The following is a 23,553-nucleotide window of genomic DNA, read 5'->3' as shown; positions in this document are numbered from 1 at the left end:
GACCGCCCGTTCGTACCGGGCGGCGGCCTGTCCACGGCCGCCGCCCGGCCCTCGTCCCCGGCGCGCTCAGGTCCGCTTGCGGAAGCGGGCCACCGCGAGCGGGGCGAAGATCGCGGTCGAGGCGGCGGACCAGATCAGCACGATCATCACCGGGTGGGCCACCGCCCCCTCCCCGTTGAGCAGCGCACGGGAGGCGTCGGCCAGTGCGGACAGCGGGTTGACCTTGGTGAAGGCCTGGAGCCAGCCCGGCATGGTGCTGGTCGGCGCGAAGATCGAGCTGCCGAACTGCATCGGCATCAGGACCAGCATGGAGACGCCCTGGACGGCCTGGGCGCTCTTCATCGACATGCCCAGCAGCATCGAGATCCAGACGATCGACATGCCGAACACCAGCGACAGGCCGACCGCGGCCAGCAGCTCCGGAACGCCGGTCTTGAGCTCGAATCCGAGGATGAAGGCGAAGGTCAGCAGGATCAGCGAGGAGAGCAGGGCCCGCAGCGTCTCCGCCACGATCTTGGAGAGCAGGACGGAGGCCCGGCCGATCGGCAGGGTCCGGAAGCGGTCCATCACCCCGCTCTGGAAGTCGGTGTTCAGGCCGGTGCCGACGGCCAGCGCCAGCGTCATGCCGGTCTGTCCGAGCAGTCCGGGGATCATGAACTGCTTGTACTTGTCCTGGTCGCCGCCCATCATGGCGCCGCCGAAGACGTAGACGAACAGCACGGTGAAGACGATCGGCATCAGTACGGCGTCGAACATCGACTCCGGGTCGGCCTTGATCCGCATCAGGTTGCGGCGGGTCAGCGCGCCGATGTGGCGCAGGGTGGCGGCCGGGCCGATCCGGGTCTCGTCGGCCGCCGGGTCCCGGAGCGCGGCGGGGGTGAGGGTGGCGGTGGTCATGCGGCGGGCTCCTTGACGAGGGTGTCGGCGGCCGCGGCGGTCGCGTCGGCGGCGGGCTTGCCGGTGATGGCGAGGAAGACCTCGTCCAGGCTGGGCACCTTGGTGTCGATGCCGGCGATCGCGAAGCCGCGGCCGCCGAGCACCCCGATCACGGCGGTGAGCTGCTCCTCGCCGGTGAGCGGCACCGCGAGCAGGCCGTCGTCGGGGGAGAAGGTGGCGGAGGTGACGCCGTTCTCGTGCAGGCAGCGGGCCATCTCCGGCAGTTCGGCCGGGTGGGCGGGGCGGACCTGGAGGATCTGGCCGCCGACCTTGGCCTTGAGCTCGGCGACGCCGCCGGCGGCGATCACCTTGCCCCGGTCGATGACGGTCAGCTCGTCGGCGAGCTGCTCGGCCTCCTCCATGTACTGGGTGGTCAGCAGCACGGTGCTGCCCTCGGCGACCATCCGCTGCACCTCGTCCCAGACCTCGTTGCGGGTGCGCGGGTCCAGGCCGGTGGTGGGCTCGTCCAGGTAGAGCACCCGGGGGCGGCCCATCATGCTGGCGGCCAGGTCGAGGCGCCGGCGCATGCCGCCGGAGTAGGTCTTGGCGATCCGCTTGGCGGCGTCGGTGAGCGAGAAGCGCTCCAGCAGCTCGGCGGCCCGGGCCTTGGCCTCCCGGCTGGGGAGGTCGAGCAGCCGGCCGATCAGGTAGAGGTTCTCGTAGCCGGAGAGCAGCTCGTCCACGGAGGCGTACTGGCCGGTCAGGCCGATGGTGCGGCGCAGTTGCTTGGGCTGGCGCAGGACGTCGTAGCCGCCGACGAACGCGCTGCCGGCGTCCGGCTTGATCAGCGTGGAGAGGACCCGCACCAGGGTGGTCTTGCCGGCGCCGTTGGGGCCGAGCAGGGCGAGGACGGTGCCTTCGCGGACGGTGAGGTCGACGCCGTCGAGGGCCTTGGTGGTGCCGAAGTGCTTGACGATGCCGTGGACCTCGACGGCGTTCCCGGCTGTTCCCCGCGTGTTCGGGGCGGTCGCGATTCCTGTCATGCCCCCAGGTTGTCCGCCCCGGCTGTCAGCCCCCTGTCGCCCGCCCGCCCCGGCTGTCAGCCCGCTGTCACGGCCCTCGGCGGCATGACAGCGCCCCTGCTCCGAGCGGCTCGGAGCAGGGGCGGGGGAGCCGTCCGTCAGTGGAAGCTGTGCTCCGCGGCCGGGAAGGCCCCGGTGCGGACCTCCTCGGCGAACTCGCGGGCGGCGTCGCCGAGGACGCCGCGCAGGTTCGCGTACTTCTTGACGAACTTGGGCACCCGGCCCGCGGTCATGCCGGCCATGTCGGTCCAGACCAGCACCTGGGCGTCGGTCTCCGGGCCGCCGCCGATGCCGACGGTGGGGATCGCCAGCTGCTCGGTGACCTGGGCGGCCAGCTCGGCCGGGACGGCCTCCAGCACCACGGAGAAGGCGCCGGACTGCTGGACGGCCTTGGCGTCGCGGAGCAGCTGGTGGGCCGCCTCGTCGCCGCGGCCCTGGACGGGGTAGCCGCCGAGGGCGTGCACCGACTGCGGGGTGAGGCCGATGTGGGCCATCACCGGGACGCCCGCCTCGACCAGCAGCTCGATGGAGCGGGCGCTGCGCTCGCCGCCCTCCAGCTTGACCGCGCCGACCCCGGCCTCCTTCATCAGCCGGGCCGCGTTGTGCATGGCCTGGGCGGGCGACTCCTGGTAGGAGCCGAACGGCAGGTCGGCGACGATCATGGCGCGCTGGGTGCCGCGGACGACGGCGGCGGAGAGCATCACCATCTGATCCATGGTCACCGGCACGGTGGTCTCGTAGCCGAGGTGGCAGTTGCCGGCCGAGTCGCCGACGAGCAGGACGGGGATCCCGGCCTCGTCGAACACGCCCGCGGTGAGGGCGTCGTAGGCGGTGAGCATCGCCCACTTCTCGCCGCGCTGCTTGGCGCTGGCGAGGTCGCGGACGGTGACGCGGCGGTTGGTGACCCCGCCGTAGAGGCCGGCGGTCGACGCCTGGTTCTGGGCAGGCGAAGGCGAAGAAGCGTTCATCGAACGGACTCCTGAAGGGTTGTCGTCTCGTGGCGCCGTACGGCGTCCCCGGATCACCTCCATGCTTGCACGCCCCGGCGTGAGCGCAAAGAGGGGTGCGGTCGGCGGGGTGCGATCCACGCCACACCGGCCCCTCGCGCCCCTCGGGCTTTGCTTCCATTTTACGAAACGGACTCGTCTCGTATCGTATTGGCCGCTACTCTGGTCCAGGGGGTTACGAGACGCAAGCGACTCGCAAATGCCCGCCAGTGCCACGCCAACACGGACGGGAAGACCAATGACCACCGCAGCCGCGCCACCCCGCGTGCCGGAAGCCATCCACCGCCGGCGCTGGGCGATCCTGGGCACCCTGGTGCTCGCCCTGCTCGTCGTCGTGCTCGACAACTCGATCCTCAACGTCGCGATGAAGACCATCGCGACCCCCGCCCCGGTCGGACTGGGCGCCACCCAGAGCGACCTGGAATGGGCGATCAACTCGTACACCCTGGTGTTCGCCGGGCTGCTCTTCACCTCGGGCCTGCTCGGCGACCGCTTCGGCCGCAAGCGCGCCCTGCTGGGCGGGATGGTGGTCTTCGGGATCGCCTCGCTGCTGTCCTCGATGGCCGCCTCGCCCGGTGAGCTGATCGGCTACCGCGCCCTGATGGGCGTCGGCGGCGCGCTCGCGATGCCCGCCACGCTGGCGATCATCATGAACGTCTTCGAGCGCGAGGAGCAGCCCAAGGCGATCGGCATCTGGGCCGGCGCGGTCGGCCTGGCCATCGCCATCGGCCCGATCACCGGCGGCGTGCTGATCGAGCACTTCTGGTGGGGCTCGGTCTTCCTGGTCAATGTGCCGATCGTGATCGTCGCGCTGATCGCGATGGCCGTCCTGGTCCCCGAGTCCAAGGACCCGAACCCGGGCCGGATGGACCCGGTCGGCGTGCTGCTGTCGGTCATCGGTCTGGTCGCGCTGATCTACGGCATCATCAAGGGCGGCGAGCTGGCCGACTTCACCGCGTTCGCGGCCTGGGGCCCGACCCTGCTGGGTGTGCTCGCGCTGGCCGCCTTCGTCTGGTTCGAGCGCCGCACGCAGTTCCCCGCGCTGGACGTCACCTGGTTCCGCAACAAGGTGTTCAGCGCCTCGGTGGTGGTCGTCGCGGTGATCTTCTTCGCGCTGATGGGCGTCTCCTTCTTCGGCGTCTTCTACACCCAGAGCGTGCGCGGCTACAGCGCCCTCCAGGCCGGTGTGCTGATGCTCCCGCTGGCCGCCGCCCAGCTGCTGTTCGCCCCCCGGGCCCGGCTGGTGGTCGACCGCTTCGGGGTCGCCGCCACGGCCGCGGGCGGCATGGTGCTGGTCGCGCTCGGCTTCGTCGGCTACACCGTGCTGACCGCGACGACCCCGATCTGGGTGCTGGTCGTGCTCGGCCTGGTGATGGGCGCCGGGATGGCCCACGTCATGCCGCCGGTCACCGTCGCGATCATGGGCTCGCTGCCCCGCGAGAAGGCCGGCGCCGGCTCGGCCGTCAACAACACCTTCCGCCAGGTCGGCGGCTCGCTCGGGGTCGCCGTGCTCGGCGCGGTGCTCTCCACCGTCTACCGCGACGGGATGACCGGCCCGCTGCACCAGCTGCCCCAGGCCGTCCAGGAGAAGGCCGGGGCCAACCTGGACCGGGCCGCCGAGTCGCTGGAGTCCACCCGGGCCTTCGTCGACCACGTCCCCGGCGGCCTGGCCGACGGGCTGATCGGCCCGGCGAACGACGCCTTCATCCACGCCATGCACGTGGTGGCCTCGCTCTCGGTCGGCATCTCGCTGGTCGGCGCGCTGGTCGCCTGGTTCCTCCTCCCGCGCCGCACCGCCGCCCCCGCGGGTGTCCCCGGCGGTCCCGGCGGGCAGGTTCCCGGGCAGCAGGACCAGCCCCGGGCGGCCGCGGCCGCCTGACCTGCGGACGGCTGAGCGACAATGGCCCTGCCGGTCGGTGCCCCCGACCGGCAGGGCCCAGGTCCTGGACGGGGTCCCCCGGCCCGGACCGACGGACCCACCGCGGCGCCCGCGCGCCCGGGACCAGCGAGCGAGAGGCAGCGGGGATGAGGACGGACACGCCGAGCGCCGACACCGGGCAGGCCTGCGCGGCGGTACGCCGCGGCCGGCCCCGCAGCGAGGCCGCCGAGCAGGCCATCTTCACCGCCGTCGAGGACCTGATGGCCGACGGCAAGGCGCTGTCCGAACTCACCATCGAGGGCATCGCCACCGCCGCCGGCGTCGGCAAGGCGACCATCTACCGGCGCTGGCCCAACAAGGAGGCCCTGCTGGTCGACCTGGTCAGCCGGCTGGAGGAGCCGATCCCGGCCCCCACCGGCGCCGGCGCCCGCGAGGACCTGATCGCGATGGTCGACTACATCCGCCGGCGGGGCCTGGCCAAGCGCACCCGCTGGGTGCTCAAGGCGACGCTCGGCCAGATGCAGGCCCTGCCGGAGCTGCACAACGCCTACCGGGAGCGGGTGATCAAGCCGCGCCGCGAGGTCGGGATCCTCGCGATCCGGCGGGCCGTCGCCGAGGGCCTGATCCGCGACGACCTCGACGTGGAGCTGCTCGGCGACCTGCTGATGGGGCCGATCCTCTACCGCAGCGTCCTCTCGGACGACACCGACCTGGAGGACCCGGACCTGTCCCGCCAGCTGGTCGACTCCGTGCTCGACGGCATCGCGCGCCGCTGAGGTTCACTCCTTCGTGTCCGACGTGGCCTGGCTCACCAAAGCGGGCCACGCCGGAACCCGCTCCCGGGGCCGCGCGTCTGTCCCGGCATAGGCTGAGCCGGGTCACCGATCAAACCGGCACCAGTCCGGCACCGCGCCCGTACCCCCACGGACCGGACGACGGACCGGCGACGGCACGAGCGACGGGAGCCACGGCATGGCGCAGGCGGACAGCACCGAACGGACCACGTCCCGTGGCGGTGCGGGCGCGGACGCCGGCCGTAGCGGCGGCTTCCTCGGCCTGCGGCACTGGGGCCGGGACGCCCGCGGCAGCGGCACCTGGCGGCGCGGACTGCTGATCGCCCTGCTGGCCCTGCTCACCGCCGTGCTGCTGGGCTTCCACGCCCGGGTGCCGAACAGCGTCGGCAACCTCGGCAGCCTGCTGGAGACCTTCCTGCCCTGGGTGGGGCTCGCGGTCCCGGTGCTGCTGGTGCCCGCGCTGCTGCGCCGCTCCGCCACCGCCCTGATCGCCCTGCTGGTGCCCGCCGTGCTGTGGGTCAACCTGTTCGGCGGGCTGCTGTCCGACAAGAGCGGCGGCAAGGGCGACTGGACGGTGGTCAGCCACAACGTCGCCGCGGGCAACACCGACGTGCCGGGCACCATCCGCGGCCTGGTCGCCTCGAACGCCCAGATCGTCGCCCTCCAGGAGCTGGCCGGCAGCCAGCTGCGGGAGTACGAGACCGGGCTCGCCGCGGCGTACCCGTACCACTCCGTGGAGGGGACGGTCGGGCTCTGGTCGAAGTACCCGATCGACGGGGTCACCCCGGTGGACCTGAGGATGGGCTGGACCAGGGCGTTCCGCGCCCAGGTCACCACCCCGCAGGGCCCGCTCGCGGTGTACGTCGCCCACCTGCCGTCCGTCCGGCTCAAGGCCGAGGGCGGGTTCACCGTCCACCAGCGGGACATCAGCGCCCAGGCCCTCGGCGACGCCGTGCAGGCCGAGCCGGTGAAGAAGGTCCTGCTGCTCGGCGACCTCAACGGCACCATGAACGACCGCAGCCTGGCGCCGGTCACCTCGCAGATGCGCTCGGCCCAGGGCGCGGCCGGGGACGGCTTCGGGTTCAGCTGGCCCGCGGCGTTCCCGATGGCGCGGATCGACCAGATCATGAGCAAGGGCGGGCTCCGGCCGGTGGACTCCCGCACCCTGCCCCGGGACGGCAGCGACCACCTCGCGGTGGCCGCCGCCTTCACGTACAACTAGGGCGTGTCCGACACGCCGCGCCCGGTCAGCCGCGCCGCCAGCGGTTGGTGATCGGCAGCCGGCGGTCGCGGCCGAAGTTCTTGACCGAGGTCTTCGGGCCCGGCGGGTACTGGCGCCGCTTGTACTCGGCGGTGTCGACCAGCCGGACCACCCGGTCCACCACGGCCGGGTCGAAGCCCGCCGCGACGATCGCGTCCCGGCCCTCGTCACCCTCGATGTAGCGCTCCAGCACGCTGTCCAGCAGGTCGTAGTCGGGCAGCGAGTCGGCGTCCACCTGGTCCGGCCGCAGCTCGGCGGACGGCGGCTTGCTGATGGTGTTCTCCGGGATCGGCGGCACCTCGCCGCGCCGCTCGGCCTCCTCGTTGCGCCAGCGGGCGAGGCGGAAGACCAGTGACTTGTAGACGTCCTTGATCGGGCCGTAGGCGCCCACCGAGTCGCCGTACAGGGTGGAGTAGCCGACCGCCAGCTCGCTCTTGTTGCCGGGCGCGAGCACGATGTGCCCCTCCTGGTTGGAGATCGCCATCAGCAGGGTGCCGCGCAGCCGGGACTGGAGGTTCTCCTCGGCCAGGCCGGTCAGCTCGGTGGCGCCCAGGTAGGCGTCGAACATCGGGGCGATGGAGACGGTCCGGAAGTGCAGCCCGGTGCGGCGGGCCAGTTCGGCCGCGTCGTCCCGGGAGTGCTGGGAGGAGTAGCGGCTGGGCATCGAGACGCAGTGCACGTGGTCGGCGCCGAGCGCGTCCACCGCGATCGCGGCCACCAGGGCCGAGTCGATGCCGCCGGAGAGGCCGATCAGCACCGAGCGGAAGCCGTTCTTGACCACGTACGCCCGGGTGCCGGAGACCAGCGCGGCCCAGATCTCGGCCTCGTCGGACAGTCGGGGCGCGATGTCGGCGGCGGGCCGGCCGGCGGGCACCGGGGCCGGCTCGTCGCTCAGTTCGGTGCGGACCAGGTGCAGCCCGTCGCTCAGCAGCAGGCCGTCGGTGTGGTCGCTGCCGGCGGCCGGCAGGTCGAGGTCCAGCAGCACCAGGTGCTCCTCGAACTGCGGTGCACGGGCCAGGACTTCGCCGTCCGCGCCGACCACGATCGAGTCGCCGTCGAAGACCAGCTCGTCCTGGCCGCCGACCATGTTGACGTACGCCAGGGTGCAGCCCGCCTCGGCGGCGCGGCGCTGCACCAGCTCCAGCCGCTGGTCGTCCTTGTTCCGCTCGTACGGCGAGCCGTTGACGACCAGCAGCAGGCCGGCCCCGGCCTCGCGGGCGGCGGTGACCCGGCCGCCGTCCTGCCAGATGTCCTCGCAGATCGCCAGGGCGACGTCCACCCCGTGCAGTCGCAGCACCGGCAGCTGGTCGCCGGGGACGAACCAGCGGTACTCGTCGAACACGCCGTAGTTGGGCAGGTGGTGCTTGGCGAAGCGGGTGAGCACCTCGCCCCGGTGCAGCACCGCGGCGCAGTTCTGCGGCGACCCGGCGGGGCGGTTGAAGCGCGGCGAGGGGTGTTCGGAGCGCCCGAGGTAGCCGACCACCACCGGCACCTCGCCCAGCCCGTCGTCGGCCAGCCGGCCGGCCAGCTCCACCAGGGCGCCGCGCGAGGCCTCGACGAAGGAGCCGCGCAGTGCGAGGTCCTCGACCGGGTAGCCGGTCAGGGCCATCTCGGGGAACGCGACCAGCTGGGCACCGGCCTCCACGGCCTGCTTGGTCCAGCGCACCACCTCTTCGCTGTTGCGGGCGAGGTCACCGACCCAGGGGTCGATCTGGCTCAGGGCGAGACGGAGATTGGGCATGGTCCGAAGTCTAATCGTCTAACTGACGCAATGTCCCGCGGGGACGAGTCCTCGGGGGGTCGGCCCTGCCGTGTCGCGCGGGGATCGGCCATGATGGGGGCAACCGCTCGACGAGGTCTTCCGGGTGCCTCCCGGGCGTAACACGAGCGTAAAGAGCAGAGGTGAGACTGTCCCCATGGGCAAGCAGCAGCAGTTCGTGCTTCGGACGCTCGAGGAGCGTGACATCCGGTTCGTCCGACTGTGGTTCACCGATGTTCTCGGGTTCCTCAAGTCGGTGGCGGTGGCGCCGGCCGAGTTGGAGCAGGCCTTCGAGGAGGGCATCGGTTTCGACGGCTCGGCGATCGAGGGATTCGCCCGGGTGTACGAATCCGACATGATCGCCAAGCCGGATCCGACCACCTTCCAGATCCTGCCGTGGCGCTCCGAGACCCCGGGCACCGCGCGGATGTTCTGCGACATCCTGATGCCGGACGGCTCGCCCTCCTACGCCGACCCCAGGTTCGTGCTCAAGCGCACCCTGGAGAAGGCCTCCGACCAGGGCTTCACCTTCTACACCCACCCCGAGATCGAGTTCTTCCTGTTGAAGAACCTGCCCGGTGACGGCACCGCGCCGATCCCGGCCGACCAGTCCGGCTACTTCGACCACACCCCGCGCGGGGTGGGCCACGACTTCCGCCGACAGGCCATCACCATGCTGGAGTCGATGGGCATCTCGGTCGAGTTCTCGCACCACGAGGGCGCCCCCGGCCAGCAGGAGATCGACCTGCGCTACGCCGACGCGCTGTCCACCGCCGACAACATCATGACCTTCCGCCTGGTCATGAAGGAGGTCGCGCTGGAGCAGGGCGTGCACGCGAGCTTCATGCCCAAGCCGTTCTCCGAGCACCCCGGCAGCGGCATGCACACCCACCTCTCGCTCTTCGAGGGCGACCGCAACGCCTTCCACGAGTCCGGCGCCGAGTACCAGCTCTCCAAGGTCGGCCGCTCGTTCATCGCCGGCCTGCTGCGGCACGCCGCCGAGACGGCCGCCGTCACCAACCAGTGGGTGAACTCCTACAAGCGGATCTGGGGCGGCTCCCAGCGCACCGCCGGCGCCGGCGGCGAGGCCCCCTCGTACATCTGCTGGGGCCACAACAACCGCTCGGCGCTGATCCGGGTGCCGATGTACAAGCCGGGCAAGCAGGGCTCCACCCGGATCGAGGTCCGCTCCCTGGACACCGGCTGCAACCCGTACCTCGCCTACGCCGTGACCCTCGCGGCCGGCCTCAAGGGCATCGAGGAGGGTTACGAGCTCCCGCCCGGCGCCGACGACGACGTGTGGGCGCTGACCGACTCCGAGCGCCGTGCCCTCGGCATCCAGCCGATGCCGCAGAACCTCGGCGAGGCCATCGACCTGATGCAGCGCAGCGAGCTGGTCGCCGAGACCCTGGGCGAGCACGTCTTCGACTTCTTCCTGCGCAACAAGCGCCAGGAGTGGGAGGAGTACCGCTCCGAGGTGACCCCGTTCGAGCTGCGGAAGAACCTCCAGGTGCTCTGAGCAGGTGCTCCGAGCACCTGCTGTGAGCTGCGGCTCCGCCCCTCCTCCGGCCCCGCCGTCGCCCGCCCGGGCCGCGGTGGGGCCGTCGTCACGGGGGCGGTCCGCCCGGCGGTCACGCCCGGCGCGGGGCCGCCGGTGAGCGTAACCTGCCTGCGGGGGCGGGCCCCCTTGGCGGACGGGATGGAGGGGCCGATGGCGGTGGAGGAACAGCGGGCCGGGAGCCGGGTCAGCCGGCCCGAGATCAGGCTGGTCCGGCGCGGGTTCACCGATCCCGCGAAGGCGGTGCGGCTGCTGGACGGCCCCGGGCTGGAGGGCCTGGCCGACGACCCGGTGGTGCTGGACGCGCTCGGCGCCACCGCCGACCCCGACCTCGCGCTGCTGGGCCTGGCCAGGCTGCTGGAGGCCGCCGACGAGGCCGAACGGCACACCCTGCGGGACACCCTCACCACCTCCAAGCCGCTGCGCGACCGGCTGCTCGGCGTGCTCGGCGTCTCCACCGCGCTCGCCGACCACCTGGCCCGGCACCCGCACGACTGGCACGCGCTGGTCACCTTCGAACTGCGCGACATGCACCCCGGCCCGGCGGACTTCCGCCGTGCCCTCGCCGAGGGCGTCCGGGGCGCCGGCCGCAGCCCCGAGAACGCCCTGCGGATCGCCTACCGGCGCTGCCTGCTGGCCATCGCCGCCCGCGACCTCACCGGCACCACCGACCTCGCCCAGACCGCCGCCGAACTCGCCGACCTGGCCGGCGCCACCCTCCAGACCGCCCTGGACCTCGCCGCCGAGCAGGACCCGGAGGCCGCCGCGGCCTGCCGGCTCGCGGTGATCGGGATGGGCAAGTGCGGCGGCCGCGAACTCAACTACGTCTCCGACGTGGACGTCATCTTCGTCGCCGAGCCGCGCGAGGGCGTGGACGAGCACGCGGCCGTCAAGGCCGCCACCCGGCTGGCCGCCGCGCTCACCCGGCTCTGCTCGGACACCACCGGCGAGGGCACGATCTGGCCGGTGGACGCCAACCTGCGCCCGGAGGGCCGCAACGGCCCGCTGGTGCGCACCCTGGCCAGCCACCTCGCCTACTACCAGCGCTGGGCCAAGACCTGGGAGTTCCAGGCCCTGCTCAAGGCCCGCCCGGTCGCCGGGGACGCCGAGCTCGGCGCCGCGTACGTCGAGGCGCTCGCCCCGATGGTCTGGCAGGCCGCCGCCCGGGAGAACTTCGTCACCGACGTCCAGCAGATGCGCCGCCGGGTGATCGACTCCATCCCGGCCCCCGAGGTCGACCGCCAGCTCAAGCTCGGCCCGGGCGGGCTGCGCGACGTCGAGTTCTCCGTCCAGCTGCTCCAGCTGGTGCACGGCCGCACCGACCCGGCGCTGCGCAGCGGCAACACCCTGGAGGCGCTGGCCGCGCTCTCCCGCGGCGGGTACGTCGGCCGGGCGGACGCCGCCTCGCTGGACACCGCGTACCGCTTCCTGCGCTCGCTGGAGCACCGCATCCAGTTGCACCGGCTGCGCCGCACCCACCTGATGCCCACCGCCGAGGCGGACCAGCGCCGGCTCGCCCGCTCGCTCGCCGCGCTGATCAACGACGACACCCGCTCCGACCCGGTGGCCGCGCTGCAGCGCGAGTGGAAGCGGCACGCGGTGGAGGTGCGGCGGCTGCACGAGAAGCTGTTCTACCGGCCGCTGCTCGACGCCGTCGCCGAACTGCCGCCCGGCGCGGCCGGGTTGACCCCGGAGGCGGCCCGGGCCCGGCTGGAGGCGCTCGGCTACACGGACCCGGCCGCCGCGCTGCGCCACATCAGCGCGCTCGCCTCCGGGGTCAGCCGCAAGGCCGCGATCCAGCGCACCCTGCTGCCGGTGCTGCTCGGCTGGTTCGCCGAGTCGGCCGACCCGGACGCCGGACTGCTCAACTTCCGCCAGGTCTCCGACGCGCTCGGCCGCACCCCCTGGTACCTGCGGCTGCTGCGGGACGAGAGCGCCGCCGCCGAGCAGCTCGCCCGGGTGCTGTCGGCCGGCCGGCTCGCCCCCGACCTGCTGCTGCGCGCCCCCGAGGCGGTGGCCATGCTGGGCGACCCGCAGGGCCCGGTGCCGCGCGGCCGGGCGGCGCTCCAGTCGGAGACACTGGCCGCCGTCGGCCGGGCCGGGTCCGCCGCCGCCGCCGTGGCCGCCGCCCGCTCGGTGCGCCGCCGGGAGCTGTTCCGGACGGCCGCCGCGGACGTGCTGGGCCGGCTCGGCGACGACCCGGCCGAGGCGCTGGACGTCGCGGGGGAGGCGCTGACCGCGCTCAACGCCGCCACCCTCCAGGGCGCGCTGCGCGCCTGCGTGGCCGGCTGGGAGGCCGAGCACGGGGACCTGCCGACCCGGATCGCGGTGATCGCGATGGGCCGCTTCGGCGGGCACGAGCTGGGCTACGGCTCGGACGCCGACGTGCTCTTCGTCCACGAGCCGCTGCTCGGCTCGCTGGAGCAGGACGCGGCCAGGGCGGCCCAGGCGGTCTGCAACGAGTTGCGCACCCTGCTGGCCGCGCCGTCCACCGAGCCGCCGCTGCTGGTCGACGCCGACCTGCGGCCGGAGGGGCGCAGCGGCCCGCTGGTCCGCACCCTGGCCTCGTACGCGGCGTACTACCGGCGCTGGTCGCACGCCTGGGAGAGCCAGGCGCTGCTGCGGGCCGAGCCGGTGGCCGGGGACGAGGAGCTGGGCGCGCGGTTCCGGCAGCTGATCGACCCGCTGCGCTACCCGGGGACCGGGGTGCCGGAGCGGGACCTGGTGGAGATCCGCCGGATCAAGGCGCGGATCGAGGCCGAGCGGCTGCCGCGCGGTGCCGACCCGACCACCCACACCAAGATCGGCCGGGGAGGGCTGGCGGACGTGGAGTGGACGGTGCAGCTGCTCCAGCTCCAGCACGGGCACGAGGTGCCGGGCCTGCGGACCACCCGGACCAGGGCCGCCCTGGCGGCGGCGGTCGGGGCCGGGCTGGTGGAGCCGGCCGACGCGGAGGTGCTGGAGGCGGCGTGGGTACTGGCCTCCCGGGTGCGCTCCGCGGTGATGCTGGTGCGCGGGCGGCCGGGGGACAGCTTCCCCGGGGAGGCCCGGGAGCTGGCCGGGGTGGCCCGCTACCTCGGGTACGGCGCCGGGCACAGCGGGGAGCTGGTGGACGACTACCGGCGCACCACCCGGCGGGCCCGGGCGGTGGTGGACCGGCTGTTCTACGGGTCGGCCTGAGCCCCACCGGCGCGCGCGAGGCCGATCGGGAGGGGTCGGCGGGTACGCGAAAGGGGCCCCTGGATCAGGGGCCCCTCCTCGTGACTCGTGACTCGTCCCTCGTCCCTCGGCCGTCGCTAGCGCCGTGCGCCGACCGCCGGCTCGCTCCACTGCTCCGGCACGGTGACCGGCTCCTCGGCCTGCTCCCGGGCGGGCACCCGCGGCAGCTTGTACACCCACTCGTGGTACAGCCAGCGGGCGGCCAGGAAGCCGACCGTCAGGCAGATCTCGCCGCCGACGGCGTCCATCCAGAAGTGGTTGGCGGTCGAGATGATGACCACCAGGGTGGCCGCCGGGTACATCAGTCCGAGCACCCGGACCCAGGTCCGGCGGGCCAGGAAGAAGATCGTCAGACCGCACCACATCGACCAGCCGATGTGCATCGAGGGCATCGCCGCGTACAGGTTGGAGACGTGCGCGGCGGGCCCGGAGGCGAACGAGCCCCAGGTGTGGTGGGCCTGCACGGTGTCGATGAAGCCGCCGTCGGTCATCAGCCGCGGCGGGGCCAGCGGGAAGACGTAGAAGCCGACCAGGGCGATCCCGGTGGTGACGAACAGCACCGTGCGGGCGGCGACGTAGCGGCCGGGGTGGCTGCGGTAGAGCCAGACCAGCACACCGATGGTGATGATGAAGTGCAGGGTCGCGTAGTAGTAGTTCATCCCGGTGATGAGCCACCCGACGCTGTCCACGGCGTGGTTGATCGAGCGCTCGACCGCGATGCCTAGGTCCTTCTCCAGGTCCCAGATCCAGCGTGCGTGCTTCTGGGCTATCGCCTCCTGCTCCGGGACGGCGTTGCGCACGAGGGAGTAGAGCCAGTAGCTGATCCCGATCAGGGCGAGCTCGAACCAGATCCGCGGCCGGGCTGGTGAGCGCCGCTGGTCCCGGATGCGGCCGCGCAGGGCGGCGGTGCGGGACTGGGCAGCACGGGTGGCTCCTTCGGGCAGCCGGGCCGGAGTGGCCTCGGTCGCCTCGGAACCGCCACCGCGGGCCGCGTCGGCGCGTCGGGCGTCGCCTCGCTGGATCTCGGTCGGTTCCCCCATGGACGAGAAGTCTGCCAGACCGCTCGTAGCCGTCTGCTCATCCTCTGGAAGTGGATTCTTCACCGGCTGTCCCCCTCCAGGGGTAGGGGGCGGATCCCACCGGGGTAGGGGGTGCGGTCGGGTCTGGTGCTTACCGGTGGGACGGACATACGTCCCATTGTTACGCGCTCGGCCGTTCGAGCGTAACCGGGGTGGCCGGGCGGGCCGGTGGCCTGGAATTTTCCGGGCCGAAACGCTTTCTGCATCTTGCTGAAATAGATTGCAGGCCGCTAGCTTCCTGGGAAATCGATCGCCCCTTCCCCTAAGGGAGCCCCTCAGTGGCCGATACGCCGCTCCGCCCCCGACGGAGCAGTCCTCCCCGCGGACCCGCCCGCAGACCCGGCCGCACGGCCGTCCTGCTGGCCGCCGCGCTGACCGCCGCCACCCTCGGCGGCGCCCCCGCGGCCCTCGCCGCGGCGCCGCCGCCCCCGCCCTCGGACGCCGCCCTGGCGGCCACCGCCGGACGGCACGACCTCACCCGCGAGCAGTTCTACTTCGTCCTGCCCGACCGCTTCGCCAACGGCGACACCGCCAACGACACCGGCGGCATCAGCGGCGGACGGCTGGACAACGGCCTCGACCCGACCGACAAGGGCTTCTACCACGGCGGCGACCTGGCCGGCCTGATCCAGAAGCTCGACTACGTCCAGAACCTCGGCACCACCGCGATCTGGCTGGCCCCGATCTTCAAGAACAAGCCGGTGCAGGGCAGCGGGGCCGACGCCTCGGCCGGCTACCACGGCTACTGGATCACCGACTTCACCCAGGTCGACCCGCACTTCGGCACCAACGACCAGCTCAAGGAGCTGATAGCCAAGGCGCACGCGCGCGGCATCAAGGTCTTCTTCGACGTCATCACCAACCACACCGCCGACGTCGTCGACGACGCGGAGCAGCAGCACTCCTACCGCTCCACCGGCGCCTACCCGACCCTCGACGCGGACGGCAACCCGGTCGACGAGACCGCGATCGCCGCCGCGGGCGCCCCCTGGCCGAAGATCACCAAGGACTCCTTCCCCTACACCCCGGTCTTCCGCAAGCCCGCGGACGCCACCGCCAAGACCCCGTCCTGGCTCAACGACCCGGCGCTCTACCACAACCGGGGCGACTCGACCTTCGTCGGGGAGTCCGCCACCGAGGGCGACTTCAACGGCCTGGACGACCTGGACACCCAGAACCCCCGGGTGGTCAAGGGCTTCGAGCAGGTCTACCAGCAGTGGGTCAAGGACGCCGGGGTGGACGGCTTCCGGATCGACACCGTCAAGCACGTCGACATGGCCTTCTGGCAGCAATGGGCGCCCGCGCTCAAGGACTTCGCCGCCAAGCAGGGCAACCGGAAGTTCTTCATGTTCGGCGAGGTCTACTCCGGCGACCCGGCCGTCACCTCGCCCTACGTCACCAAGGGCAAGCTCCAGGCCACCCTGGACTTCCCGTTCCAGGGCGCGGCCCGCTCGTACGTCTCCCAGGGCGGCTCGGCGCGCAACCTCGCCGACGTCTACGGCCAGGACTACCGCTACACCGGCGCCGACACCGACGCCTACGAGCTGCCGACCTTCCTCGGCAACCACGACATGGGCCGCTTCGGCTCCTTCCTGCTCGCCGACAACCCGGGCGCCGACGACGCCACCCTGCTCAAGAAGGACCGGCTCGGCAACGAGCTGCAGTTCCTCACCCGCGGTCAGCCCGTCGTCTACTACGGCGACGAGCAGGGCTTCACCGGCGCGGGCGGCGACAAGGACGCCCGGCAGGACATGTTCGCCTCGAAGACGCCCTCCTACAACGCCGACCGGGTGCTCGGCGGCCCCTCGGGGGCGGCCGACCGGTACGGGCAGGGCGGCGAGCTCTACCAGGGCATCGCCGGCCTGGCGAAGCTGCGCCGCGACAACCCGGCGCTCGCCGACGGGGCGCAGATCCAGCGCTACGCCGCCGACGGCCCGGGCGTGTACGCCTTCTCCCGGATCGACGCCGGGCAGCAGGTCGAGTACCTGGTGGCGGTCAACAACGCCACCGAGGCGAAGACCGCGACGCTGGACACCTTCTCCGCGGGGATGGGCTTCGACCCGGTCTACCCCGCGGCCGGACCGCGGATCACCAGCGGCGCCGACCGCAAGGTGACCGTCACCGTTCCGGCACTGTCCTCCGTCGTCCTCAAGGCCGGCGCCCGGCTCGCGCCGGTCGCCGCCGCGCCGCAGCTGTCGGTGCAACCGCCGGCGGACGGTTCGACCGGGCTCGTGACGATCGGGGCGAAGGCGGACGGCGGAGGCTTCAACCGCGTGACGTTCGCCGCGCAGACCGGCAACGGGCCGTGGCGGACGCTCGGCACCGCCGACACCGGGACGTCCGGCTCCGACGGCCAAAGACTCTTCGCGGTGACCCAGGACCTGAGCGCCGCCGCCCCCGGCACGGTGGTGCGCTACAAGGCCGTCCTCCAGGACTCCAGCGGCCACCTGCGCTCCACCACCGCGAGCTTCACCACCGGCACCCCCGCTCCCCAGCCGGTGCCCACCGCCGGCGCCCGCCCGTACGCCGTCGTCCACTACAACCGGCCGGACGGCGACTACGACGGCTGGAACCTGTACGCCTGGGGCGACCTCGCCGACGGCGAGGGCACCACCTGGCCGGCCGGGCACCCCTTCACCGGGCGGGACGCGTACGGTGCCTTCGCCTACGTGCGGCTCAAGCCCGGCGCCTCGGACCTCGGCTTCGTCGTGGAGAAGAACGGCGTCAAGGACGTCGACGCCGACCGCCACCTCGACCTGGGCAGCGGCGGCGAGGTGTGGTTGAAGCAGGGCGACCCGACCGTCCGCACCACGAACCCCGGCCCGGCGAACACCCAGCCCGCGAACACCGCCGTCATCCACTACAACCGGGCCGACGGCACCTACGACGGCTGGGGTCTGCACGACTGGACCGGCGCCGCCGCCCCCACCGACTGGGGCAAGCCGCTGCTGCCGGTGCGCCGCGACGCCTTTGGCGCCGTCTTCGAGGTGCCGCTCGCCCCCGGGGCGACCAGCCTCAGCTACATCCTGCACAACGGCAACGACAAGGACCTGCCCGCCGACCAGTCGCTGGACTTCGCCGTCAACGGCAAGGAGGTGTGGATCCTCGGCGGCCGCGAGGGCTACCTGCTGCCGCAGAACCCGGCCGCCGCCTCGCAGTTGGACCTCGGCAGCGCCAAGGCCCAGTGGATCGACGCGCGGACCGTCGTCGTCCCGGCGAACTACGGCGCCACCGACCAGGCCCTGGCCGGCGGCACCAGCGCCCAGCTGGTCTACGACCCCGAGGGCGGCATCCGCGCCGACAAGGGCGTGCTGACCAAGCCCGGGAAGTGGATCCGCCTCACCCCCGTCGCGGGCGGGCTGACCGACGCCCAGAAGGCCGCGTACCCGCACCTGGCGGGCTACCGGGCCTTCACCGTGGACGCCCGGGACACCGCCCGCGTCCCGGCGGCGCTGCGCAGCCAGCTGCTGTTCACCGAACACCTGCCCAGCGGCGCCGTGCCGGCCGGCACCGGGGTGCAGACCCCCGGCGTACTGGACGACCTGTACGCCCGCCGCACCGGCAAGGTGGACTTCGGCCCGGCCCACTACGACGGCAAGGTCGCCCTCTCGCTCTGGGCGCCGACCGCCCAGCAGGTGTCCGTCCAGGTCTTCGACAGCGCCACCGGGGGCACCCCGAGGACGCTGCCGATGAAGCTGGACGACGAGACCGGGGTGTGGGAAGTCGTCCGGGACCGCGAGGAGTTGGACGGCAAGTACTACCTGTACCAGGTGAAGGTCTGGGCGCCCTCGGTGCAGCAGGTGGTGGTCAACACCGTCACCGACCCGTACTCGGTGGCACTCTCCACCGACTCCCGGCGCAGCCTGGTCGCCGACCTGGACGCCAAGGAGCTCAAGCCGGCCGGCTGGGACGACCAGGCCCGCCCGAAGGCCGTCCCGCCCGCGCAGCAGCAGATCCAGGAACTCCACGTCCGGGACTTCTCGGTGGAGGACACCACCGTCCCGGCCGCCGAGCGCGGCACCTACCTGGCGTTCACCGAGTCGAACTCGGCCGGGATGCAGCACCTGCGGGACCTCGCCAAGGCCGGGGTGACCACGGTGCACCTGCTGCCGACCTTCGACATCGCCACCATCCGGGAGAACCGGGCGGACCAGAAGCTCCCCGCCTGCGACCTCAAGTCCCTCCCCCCGGACGGCCCGAAGCAGCAGGAGTGCGTGGCGGCCGTGGCCGCCGACGACGCCTACAACTGGGGCTACGACCCGCTGCACTACAACGTGCCGGAGGGGTCCTACGCGACGGACCCGAACGGGACGGCACGGACCGTGCAGTTCCGGCAGATGGTCCAGGCGCTGCACGCGGCCGGACTGCGGGTGGTGCTGGACGTGGTCTACAACCACACCGCCGCCGCCGGCCAGGCCGACCACTCGGTGCTCGACAAGGTGGTGCCCGGCTACTACCAGCGGCTGGACGCCGACGGCAAGGTGACGACGGACAGCTGCTGCGCCGACACCGCGCCCGAACACGCCATGATGAACCGGCTGGTGGTCGACTCGGTGACGCTGTGGGCCCGGGAGTACCAGGTCGACGGCTTCCGCTTCGACCTGATGGGCCTGGACCCGAAGTCCACCATGCTGGACGTCCAGGCGGCGCTGGGCAGGATGACGCCCGAGTCGGACGGCGTGGACGGCAGGAACGTCTTCCTCTACGGCGAGGGCTGGAACTTCGGCACCGTCGCGAACGACGCCCGGTTCCCGCAGGCCACCCAGGCCAACATGGCCGGCACCGGCATCGCCACCTTCGACGACCGGCTCCGCGATGCCGCCCGCGGCGGCAACTTCATGCTCGGCTCCGCGCCGCAGCAGGGCTTCGCCTCGGGCCTGTACACCGACCCCAACGGCTCGCCCGCGAACGGCAGCCCGCAGGAGCAGAAGGCCCGACTGCTGCACCAGATGGACCAGTTGAAGGTCGGCCTCACCGGCAACCTGGCCGGCTACTCCTTCACCGACAGCTCGGGGAAGACCGTCACCGGGGCCCAGGTCGACTACAACGGCGCCCCGACCGGGTACGCGGCGAAGCCGGGCGAGGCGGTGGAGTACGTGGACGCCCACGACAACACCGACCTGTTCGACGCGCTCGCGTACAAACTGCCGACCACCACCGCGCCCGCCGACCGGGCCCGGATGCAGGCGCTCGGACTGTCGCTGACCGCGCTCACCCAGGGCGCGGGCTTCGCCCAGGCGGGCAGCGACCTGCTGCGCTCCAAGTCGCTGGACTCCAACTCCTACGACTCCGGGGACTGGTTCAACGCGATCCACTGGCCCGATCCATTGACGGGGGCCTCGCAGGGCAACGGCTGGGGCCGCGGCCTGCCGCCGGCCAAGGACAACCAGGAGCTCTGGCCGACCGCGAAGTCCCTGCTGGCGAACCCGCGGCTGACCGTGGGGGCGGCCGACATCCGGGCGACCACCGCGCAGTTCCAGGAGTTCCTGCGGATCAAGCAGTCCTCGCCGCTGTTCTCGCTGCCGACCCTGGCCGACGTCCAGCAGCGGCTGTCGTACCCGCTCTCCGGCACGCCCGGTGAGACGCCTGGGGTGATCACCCTGCACCTGGACGGCACCGGGCTGGCGGGGGCGGCGAAGGGCATCACCGTCGTCATCAACGCCACGCCCGCCACGCAGGCGCAGACCGTGGCCGCCGCGAAGGGGACGAGCCAGGCGCTGCACCCCGTCCAGGCGGGCGGGGTGGACCGGGTGGTGCAGCAGTCCGGCTTCGACGCGGCCACCGGCACGTTCACCGTGCCGGGTCGCACCGTGGCGGTGTTCGTGCAGGGCTGATCCCGCCGGCCCCGGCTCCCGGGCCCCGCACCGCCGTCCGGGCGGAGCGGGGCCCGGTTCCGTTCCGGCCGGGTGGTGCGGGCCCCGGTTCCGTTCCGGCCGGGTGGTGCGGGCCCCGGTTCCGTTCCGGCCGGGGAATGGCCGGAAACCGGCGGTGGCACGGCCGGAAGTGTGACGTGCCGCCCCGGTGCGGCGCTGCCGGGCCCCGGCCGGGGCGGGCACCGGCCCTGACCGCTGGTCAGTCACCTCCGGTGGTGATCGAACTTTGCCAAGGGCATGAAAACCGTGTTCAAGACTTCGTCATGCCGTAACACAACTGACTAAGCGTCGTGCATACGGTTTCGGTAATTAATCGGCCAATCGGTGGCATGCATCTGTCATTAACGGCGCGTTTGCTGCCACGATTCCTCCGGCTGCAGACGAGGGGGCCCCACCCCCCGGTGCAGCTGTCCGAGTTCAGGTGCAGCGCCTCCCGACCTTGCAACGAACCTGCACGACTTGCGAGCACCGCACCGCACCGCACCGCACTGCAACGCCGACGCACACGCAACGCCATGCACAGCACGGCAACCGCACCCCCGTTGCACCCGGCGGGGGCCCCCACTGCGCCGCAACCGCGGCCCAGGTTCTCTCCACCGTGCACGCCGGGTTGATCCACCCGGTCCGCCGGTCGGAAAAGGAGTCCGCATGTCACGTCACGCCCACGTCCGGAAGGCAGCGGTTGTCATGGCCGCCACCACCGCACTGCTGGTCACCGGCATACCGGTGATCGCGCAGGCGGCCCCGGACGCGCCGACCGCCGTCGCCAACCAGCAGGCCAGCCGGGCCGCGCTGATCACCTCGGCGAACCAGCAGACCGCCTCCCTGGCCCAGGCGCTCGGCCTGGACGGCAAGGAGCAGCTGGTCACCAAGGACGTCGTCCAGGACGCCAACGGCGCTCGCCACCTGCGCTACGAGCGCACCTATGCCGGACTCCCCGTCCTCGGCGGCGACCTGATCGTCCACCAGGACGCCACCGGCGCCACCAAGAGCGTGACCAAGGCCAGCGAGGCCAACCTCGCCGGCGTCGGCACCACCCCCGCGCTGGCCGCGCCGAAGGCCCAGGAGGCCGCGCTCGCCGCCGAGCAGGGCACCGTCGAGGGCGCGCCCCGGCTGGTCGTCTGGGCCGCGGACGGTACCCCGAAGCTCGCCTACGAGACCGTGGTCAACGGCCGCGAGTCGGACGGCACCCCGAGCAAGCTGCACGTCGTCACCGACGCCAAGACCGGTGCCGTGCTCAGCAAGGCGGACGGCATCAAGCGCGGCTCCGGCACCGGCGTCTTCGTCGGCACCGTCCCGCTGACCACCACCCAGAGCGGCTCCACCTACTCGCTCAAGGACGCCACCCGCGGCGGCCAGTACACCACCGACATGAAGAACGGCACCTCCGGCAACGGCACGCTGTTCTCCAAGTCCTCCGACACCTGGGGCAACGGCCAGGCCAGCAACCGCGAGTCGGCGGCCGTCGACGCCCAGTACGGTGCCGCCGTCACCTGGGACTTCTACAAGAACAACTTCGGCCGCAACGGCATCAAGAACGACGGCGTCGGCGCGATGAGCCGGGTGCACTACGACACCGGCTACGTCAACGCGTTCTGGGACGACGGCTGCTTCTGCATGACCTACGGCGACGGCAGCGGCGACACCCACCCGCTCACCGAACTCGACGTCTCCGGCCACGAGATGAGCCACGGCGTCACCTCGGCCACCGCCAACCTGAACTACTCGGGCGAGTCCGGCGGCCTCAACGAGGCGACCTCCGACATCATGGGCACCGGCGTCGAGTTCTACGCCAACCTGCCCGCCAACCCGCCGAACTACCTGATCGGCGAGCTGATCGACATCAACGGCAACGGCACGCCGCTGCGCTACATGGACAAGCCCTCCAAGGACGGCACCTCGGCCGACTCCTGGTACTCGGGCGTCGGCAACCTGGACGTGCACTACTCGTCCGGCGTGGCCAACCACTTCTTCTACCTGCTGTCCGAGGGCAGCGGCGCGAAGACCATCAACGGCTTCAACTACAACAGCCCGACGGTCAACAACATCACCGTCTCCGGCATCGGCCGCGACAAGGCGCTGCAGGTCTGGTACAAGGCGCTGACCGCCTACATGACCTCCACCACCGACTACGCCGCCGCCCGCACCGCGACCCTGAACGCGGCCACCGACCTGTACGGCGCCAACAGCGCCGAGTACAACGCGGTCGCCACCGCCTGGGCCGCCGTCAACGTCGGCTCGCTGCCCAACCCGGGCGGCGTCACCGTCACCAGCCCGGGCAACCAGTCCACCGCGGTGGGCGGCTCGGTCAACCTGCAGATCAAGGCCTCGGGCGGGACGGCGCCGCTGTCCTACTCGGCCACCGGGCTGCCGGCCGGCCTGGCCATCAACGCCAACACCGGTGCGATCACCGGCTCCCCGACCGCCGCGGGCAGCTCCAACGTGACGGTCACGGTGAAGGACTCGGCCGGCAAGTCCGGTACGGCCAGCTTCACCTGGACGGTCACCGGTGGTGGCGGCGGCTCCTGCACCCCGGCGCAGCTGCTCGGCAACCCGGGCTTCGAGACCGGGACGGCGTCGCCGTGGACGGCTTCGAGCGGTGTGATCGACAACGGTTCGTCCGAGCCGTCGCACGGCGGTAGCTGGAAGGCGTACCTGGACGGCTACGGCAGCACCCACACCGACACGCTGTCCCAGACGGTGAGCATCCCGGCCGGCTGCAAGGCGACGCTGAGCTTCTGGCTGCACATCGACACCGCCGAGACCGGTAGCACCGCGTACGACAAGCTGGCCGTCTCGGTCAACGGCACCACGCTCAAGACCTACTCGAACGTGGACGCCGCGGCCGGCTACCAGCAGCGCACCTTCGACCTCTCGGCCTACGCGGGCCAGACGGTCACCGTGAAGTTCACCGGCACCGAGGACTCCTCGCTGCAGACCAGCTTCGTGATCGACGACACCTCCGTCCAGACCGGCTGAGGTCGCACCGGCTCCTGAGGGACCGGTGAACCAGGGCAGGTGAGGGGCCCGGCGGCTACGGCCGCCGGGCCCTTGTCGTGTTCCGGTGGTGCTCCGGTCGTGCTCCGGTCGTGCTCCGGTGGTGCTCCGCTCCGTGTCGATGCAGAAACGAATCTCCTGGGACCTTGACGGCCTGTTCCGGTCGCCC

12 protein-coding genes are annotated in these 23,553 nt (G+C 72.3%); 7 read left to right on the top strand and 5 right to left on the bottom strand.

The genetic code is table 11. The annotated features are described in order from the left end of the window. Window positions 1-66: 66 nt before the first annotated feature. The 3 genes from ACFV8H_RS24900 to panB all read right to left on the bottom strand — a co-directional run bounded on the left by ACFV8H_RS24900 (window position 67) and on the right by panB (window position 2,926). A complete protein-coding gene (locus ACFV8H_RS24900) occupies window positions 67-897 on the bottom strand; it encodes an ABC transporter permease (protein ID WP_375892643.1) in 831 nt (276 codons plus the stop codon). Beyond that, entirely contained in the window at window positions 894-1,919 is a 1,026-nt protein-coding gene (locus tag ACFV8H_RS24895; protein WP_380403747.1) for an ATP-binding cassette domain-containing protein, read from the bottom strand. The genes ACFV8H_RS24900 and ACFV8H_RS24895 overlap by 4 nt, the downstream gene beginning before the upstream one ends. A 137-nt stretch (window positions 1,920-2,056) precedes the next feature. Further along, on the bottom strand, window positions 2,057-2,926 hold the full coding sequence (gene panB / locus ACFV8H_RS24890; protein ID WP_380403745.1) for a 3-methyl-2-oxobutanoate hydroxymethyltransferase: 870 nt from the start codon (window positions 2,924-2,926) through the stop codon (window positions 2,057-2,059). A 277-nt stretch (window positions 2,927-3,203) separates the two neighbouring features. Here panB and ACFV8H_RS24885 point away from each other — a divergent pair, with 277 nt between their 5' ends. From ACFV8H_RS24885 to ACFV8H_RS24875, 3 genes are all read left to right on the top strand, one after another. After that, complete coding sequence (locus ACFV8H_RS24885; RefSeq protein ID WP_380403742.1) at window positions 3,204-4,844, top strand: MFS transporter; 1,641 nt, start codon at window positions 3,204-3,206, stop codon at window positions 4,842-4,844. Window positions 4,845-4,990: 146 nt separating this feature from the next. Next, window positions 4,991-5,620: a TetR/AcrR family transcriptional regulator gene (locus tag ACFV8H_RS24880; protein WP_375892637.1), complete on the top strand. Its 630-nt coding sequence runs from the start codon at window positions 4,991-4,993 to the stop codon at window positions 5,618-5,620. Window positions 5,621-5,816: 196 nt separating this feature from the next. Further along, complete coding sequence (locus ACFV8H_RS24875; protein WP_375892635.1) at window positions 5,817-6,860, top strand: endonuclease/exonuclease/phosphatase family protein; 1,044 nt, start codon at window positions 5,817-5,819, stop codon at window positions 6,858-6,860. 25 nt (window positions 6,861-6,885) lie between these two features. Here the strand turns inward: ACFV8H_RS24875 and ACFV8H_RS24870 are convergent, their stop codons facing one another. Then, the gene (locus ACFV8H_RS24870; protein ID WP_380403739.1) at window positions 6,886-8,640 is read right to left on the bottom strand and encodes an NAD+ synthase; all 1,755 of its coding nucleotides are present in this window, start codon (window positions 8,638-8,640) and stop codon (window positions 6,886-6,888) included. Between the two features lie 175 nt (window positions 8,641-8,815). Here ACFV8H_RS24870 and glnA point away from each other — a divergent pair, with 175 nt between their 5' ends. Together glnA and ACFV8H_RS24860 are read left to right on the top strand one after the other, a co-directional pair. Continuing rightward, the gene (glnA, locus tag ACFV8H_RS24865; protein ID WP_375892633.1) at window positions 8,816-10,177 is read left to right on the top strand and encodes a type I glutamate--ammonia ligase; all 1,362 of its coding nucleotides are present in this window, start codon (window positions 8,816-8,818) and stop codon (window positions 10,175-10,177) included. A 192-nt stretch (window positions 10,178-10,369) separates the two neighbouring features. Next, the gene (locus ACFV8H_RS24860) at window positions 10,370-13,396 is read left to right on the top strand and encodes a bifunctional [glutamine synthetase] adenylyltransferase/[glutamine synthetase]-adenylyl-L-tyrosine phosphorylase (protein WP_380403736.1); all 3,027 of its coding nucleotides are present in this window, start codon (window positions 10,370-10,372) and stop codon (window positions 13,394-13,396) included. Between the two features lie 116 nt (window positions 13,397-13,512). Here ACFV8H_RS24860 and ACFV8H_RS24855 read toward each other — a convergent pair whose 3' ends face one another. Then, window positions 13,513-14,475: a phosphatase PAP2 family protein gene (locus ACFV8H_RS24855; RefSeq protein WP_380403735.1), complete on the bottom strand. Its 963-nt coding sequence runs from the start codon at window positions 14,473-14,475 to the stop codon at window positions 13,513-13,515. Window positions 14,476-14,792: 317 nt separating this feature from the next. Between ACFV8H_RS24855 and pulA the strand changes: the two genes are divergently transcribed. Both pulA and ACFV8H_RS24845 read left to right on the top strand, forming a co-directional pair. Next, a complete protein-coding gene (pulA, locus tag ACFV8H_RS24850) occupies window positions 14,793-20,348 on the top strand; it encodes a pullulanase-type alpha-1,6-glucosidase (protein WP_380403733.1) in 5,556 nt (1,851 codons plus the stop codon). Between the two features lie 687 nt (window positions 20,349-21,035). Beyond that, on the top strand, window positions 21,036-23,366 hold the full coding sequence (locus tag ACFV8H_RS24845; RefSeq protein ID WP_380403731.1) for a M4 family metallopeptidase: 2,331 nt from the start codon (window positions 21,036-21,038) through the stop codon (window positions 23,364-23,366). The last annotated feature ends 187 nt before the right edge of the window (window positions 23,367-23,553 follow it).

The sequence above is a fragment of the Kitasatospora sp. NPDC059827 genome, from assembly GCF_042731675.1.
GTDB lineage: Bacteria > Actinomycetota > Actinomycetes > Streptomycetales > Streptomycetaceae > Kitasatospora.
Note: the sequence above shows the minus strand (reverse complement) of the source record. Positions and strands in the feature narration are given on the sequence as shown.

Coding starts and splice junctions, on each gene's coding strand:
- panB (WP_380403745.1), bottom strand. CDS start 2,926: ATGAACGCTTCTTCGCCTTCGCCTGCCCAGAACCAGGCGTCGACCGCC.
- ACFV8H_RS24900 (WP_375892643.1), bottom strand. CDS start 897: ATGACCACCGCCACCCTCACCCCCGCCGCGCTCCGGGACCCGGCGGCC.
- ACFV8H_RS24845 (WP_380403731.1), top strand. CDS start 21,036: ATGTCACGTCACGCCCACGTCCGGAAGGCAGCGGTTGTCATGGCCGCC.
- ACFV8H_RS24860 (WP_380403736.1), top strand. CDS start 10,370: ATGGCGGTGGAGGAACAGCGGGCCGGGAGCCGGGTCAGCCGGCCCGAG.
- ACFV8H_RS24870 (WP_380403739.1), bottom strand. CDS start 8,640: ATGCCCAATCTCCGTCTCGCCCTGAGCCAGATCGACCCCTGGGTCGGT.
- glnA (WP_375892633.1), top strand. CDS start 8,816: ATGGGCAAGCAGCAGCAGTTCGTGCTTCGGACGCTCGAGGAGCGTGAC.
- ACFV8H_RS24880 (WP_375892637.1), top strand. CDS start 4,991: ATGAGGACGGACACGCCGAGCGCCGACACCGGGCAGGCCTGCGCGGCG.
- ACFV8H_RS24895 (WP_380403747.1), bottom strand. CDS start 1,919: ATGACAGGAATCGCGACCGCCCCGAACACGCGGGGAACAGCCGGGAAC.
- ACFV8H_RS24855 (WP_380403735.1), bottom strand. CDS start 14,475: ATGGGGGAACCGACCGAGATCCAGCGAGGCGACGCCCGACGCGCCGAC.
- ACFV8H_RS24885 (WP_380403742.1), top strand. CDS start 3,204: ATGACCACCGCAGCCGCGCCACCCCGCGTGCCGGAAGCCATCCACCGC.
- ACFV8H_RS24875 (WP_375892635.1), top strand. CDS start 5,817: ATGGCGCAGGCGGACAGCACCGAACGGACCACGTCCCGTGGCGGTGCG.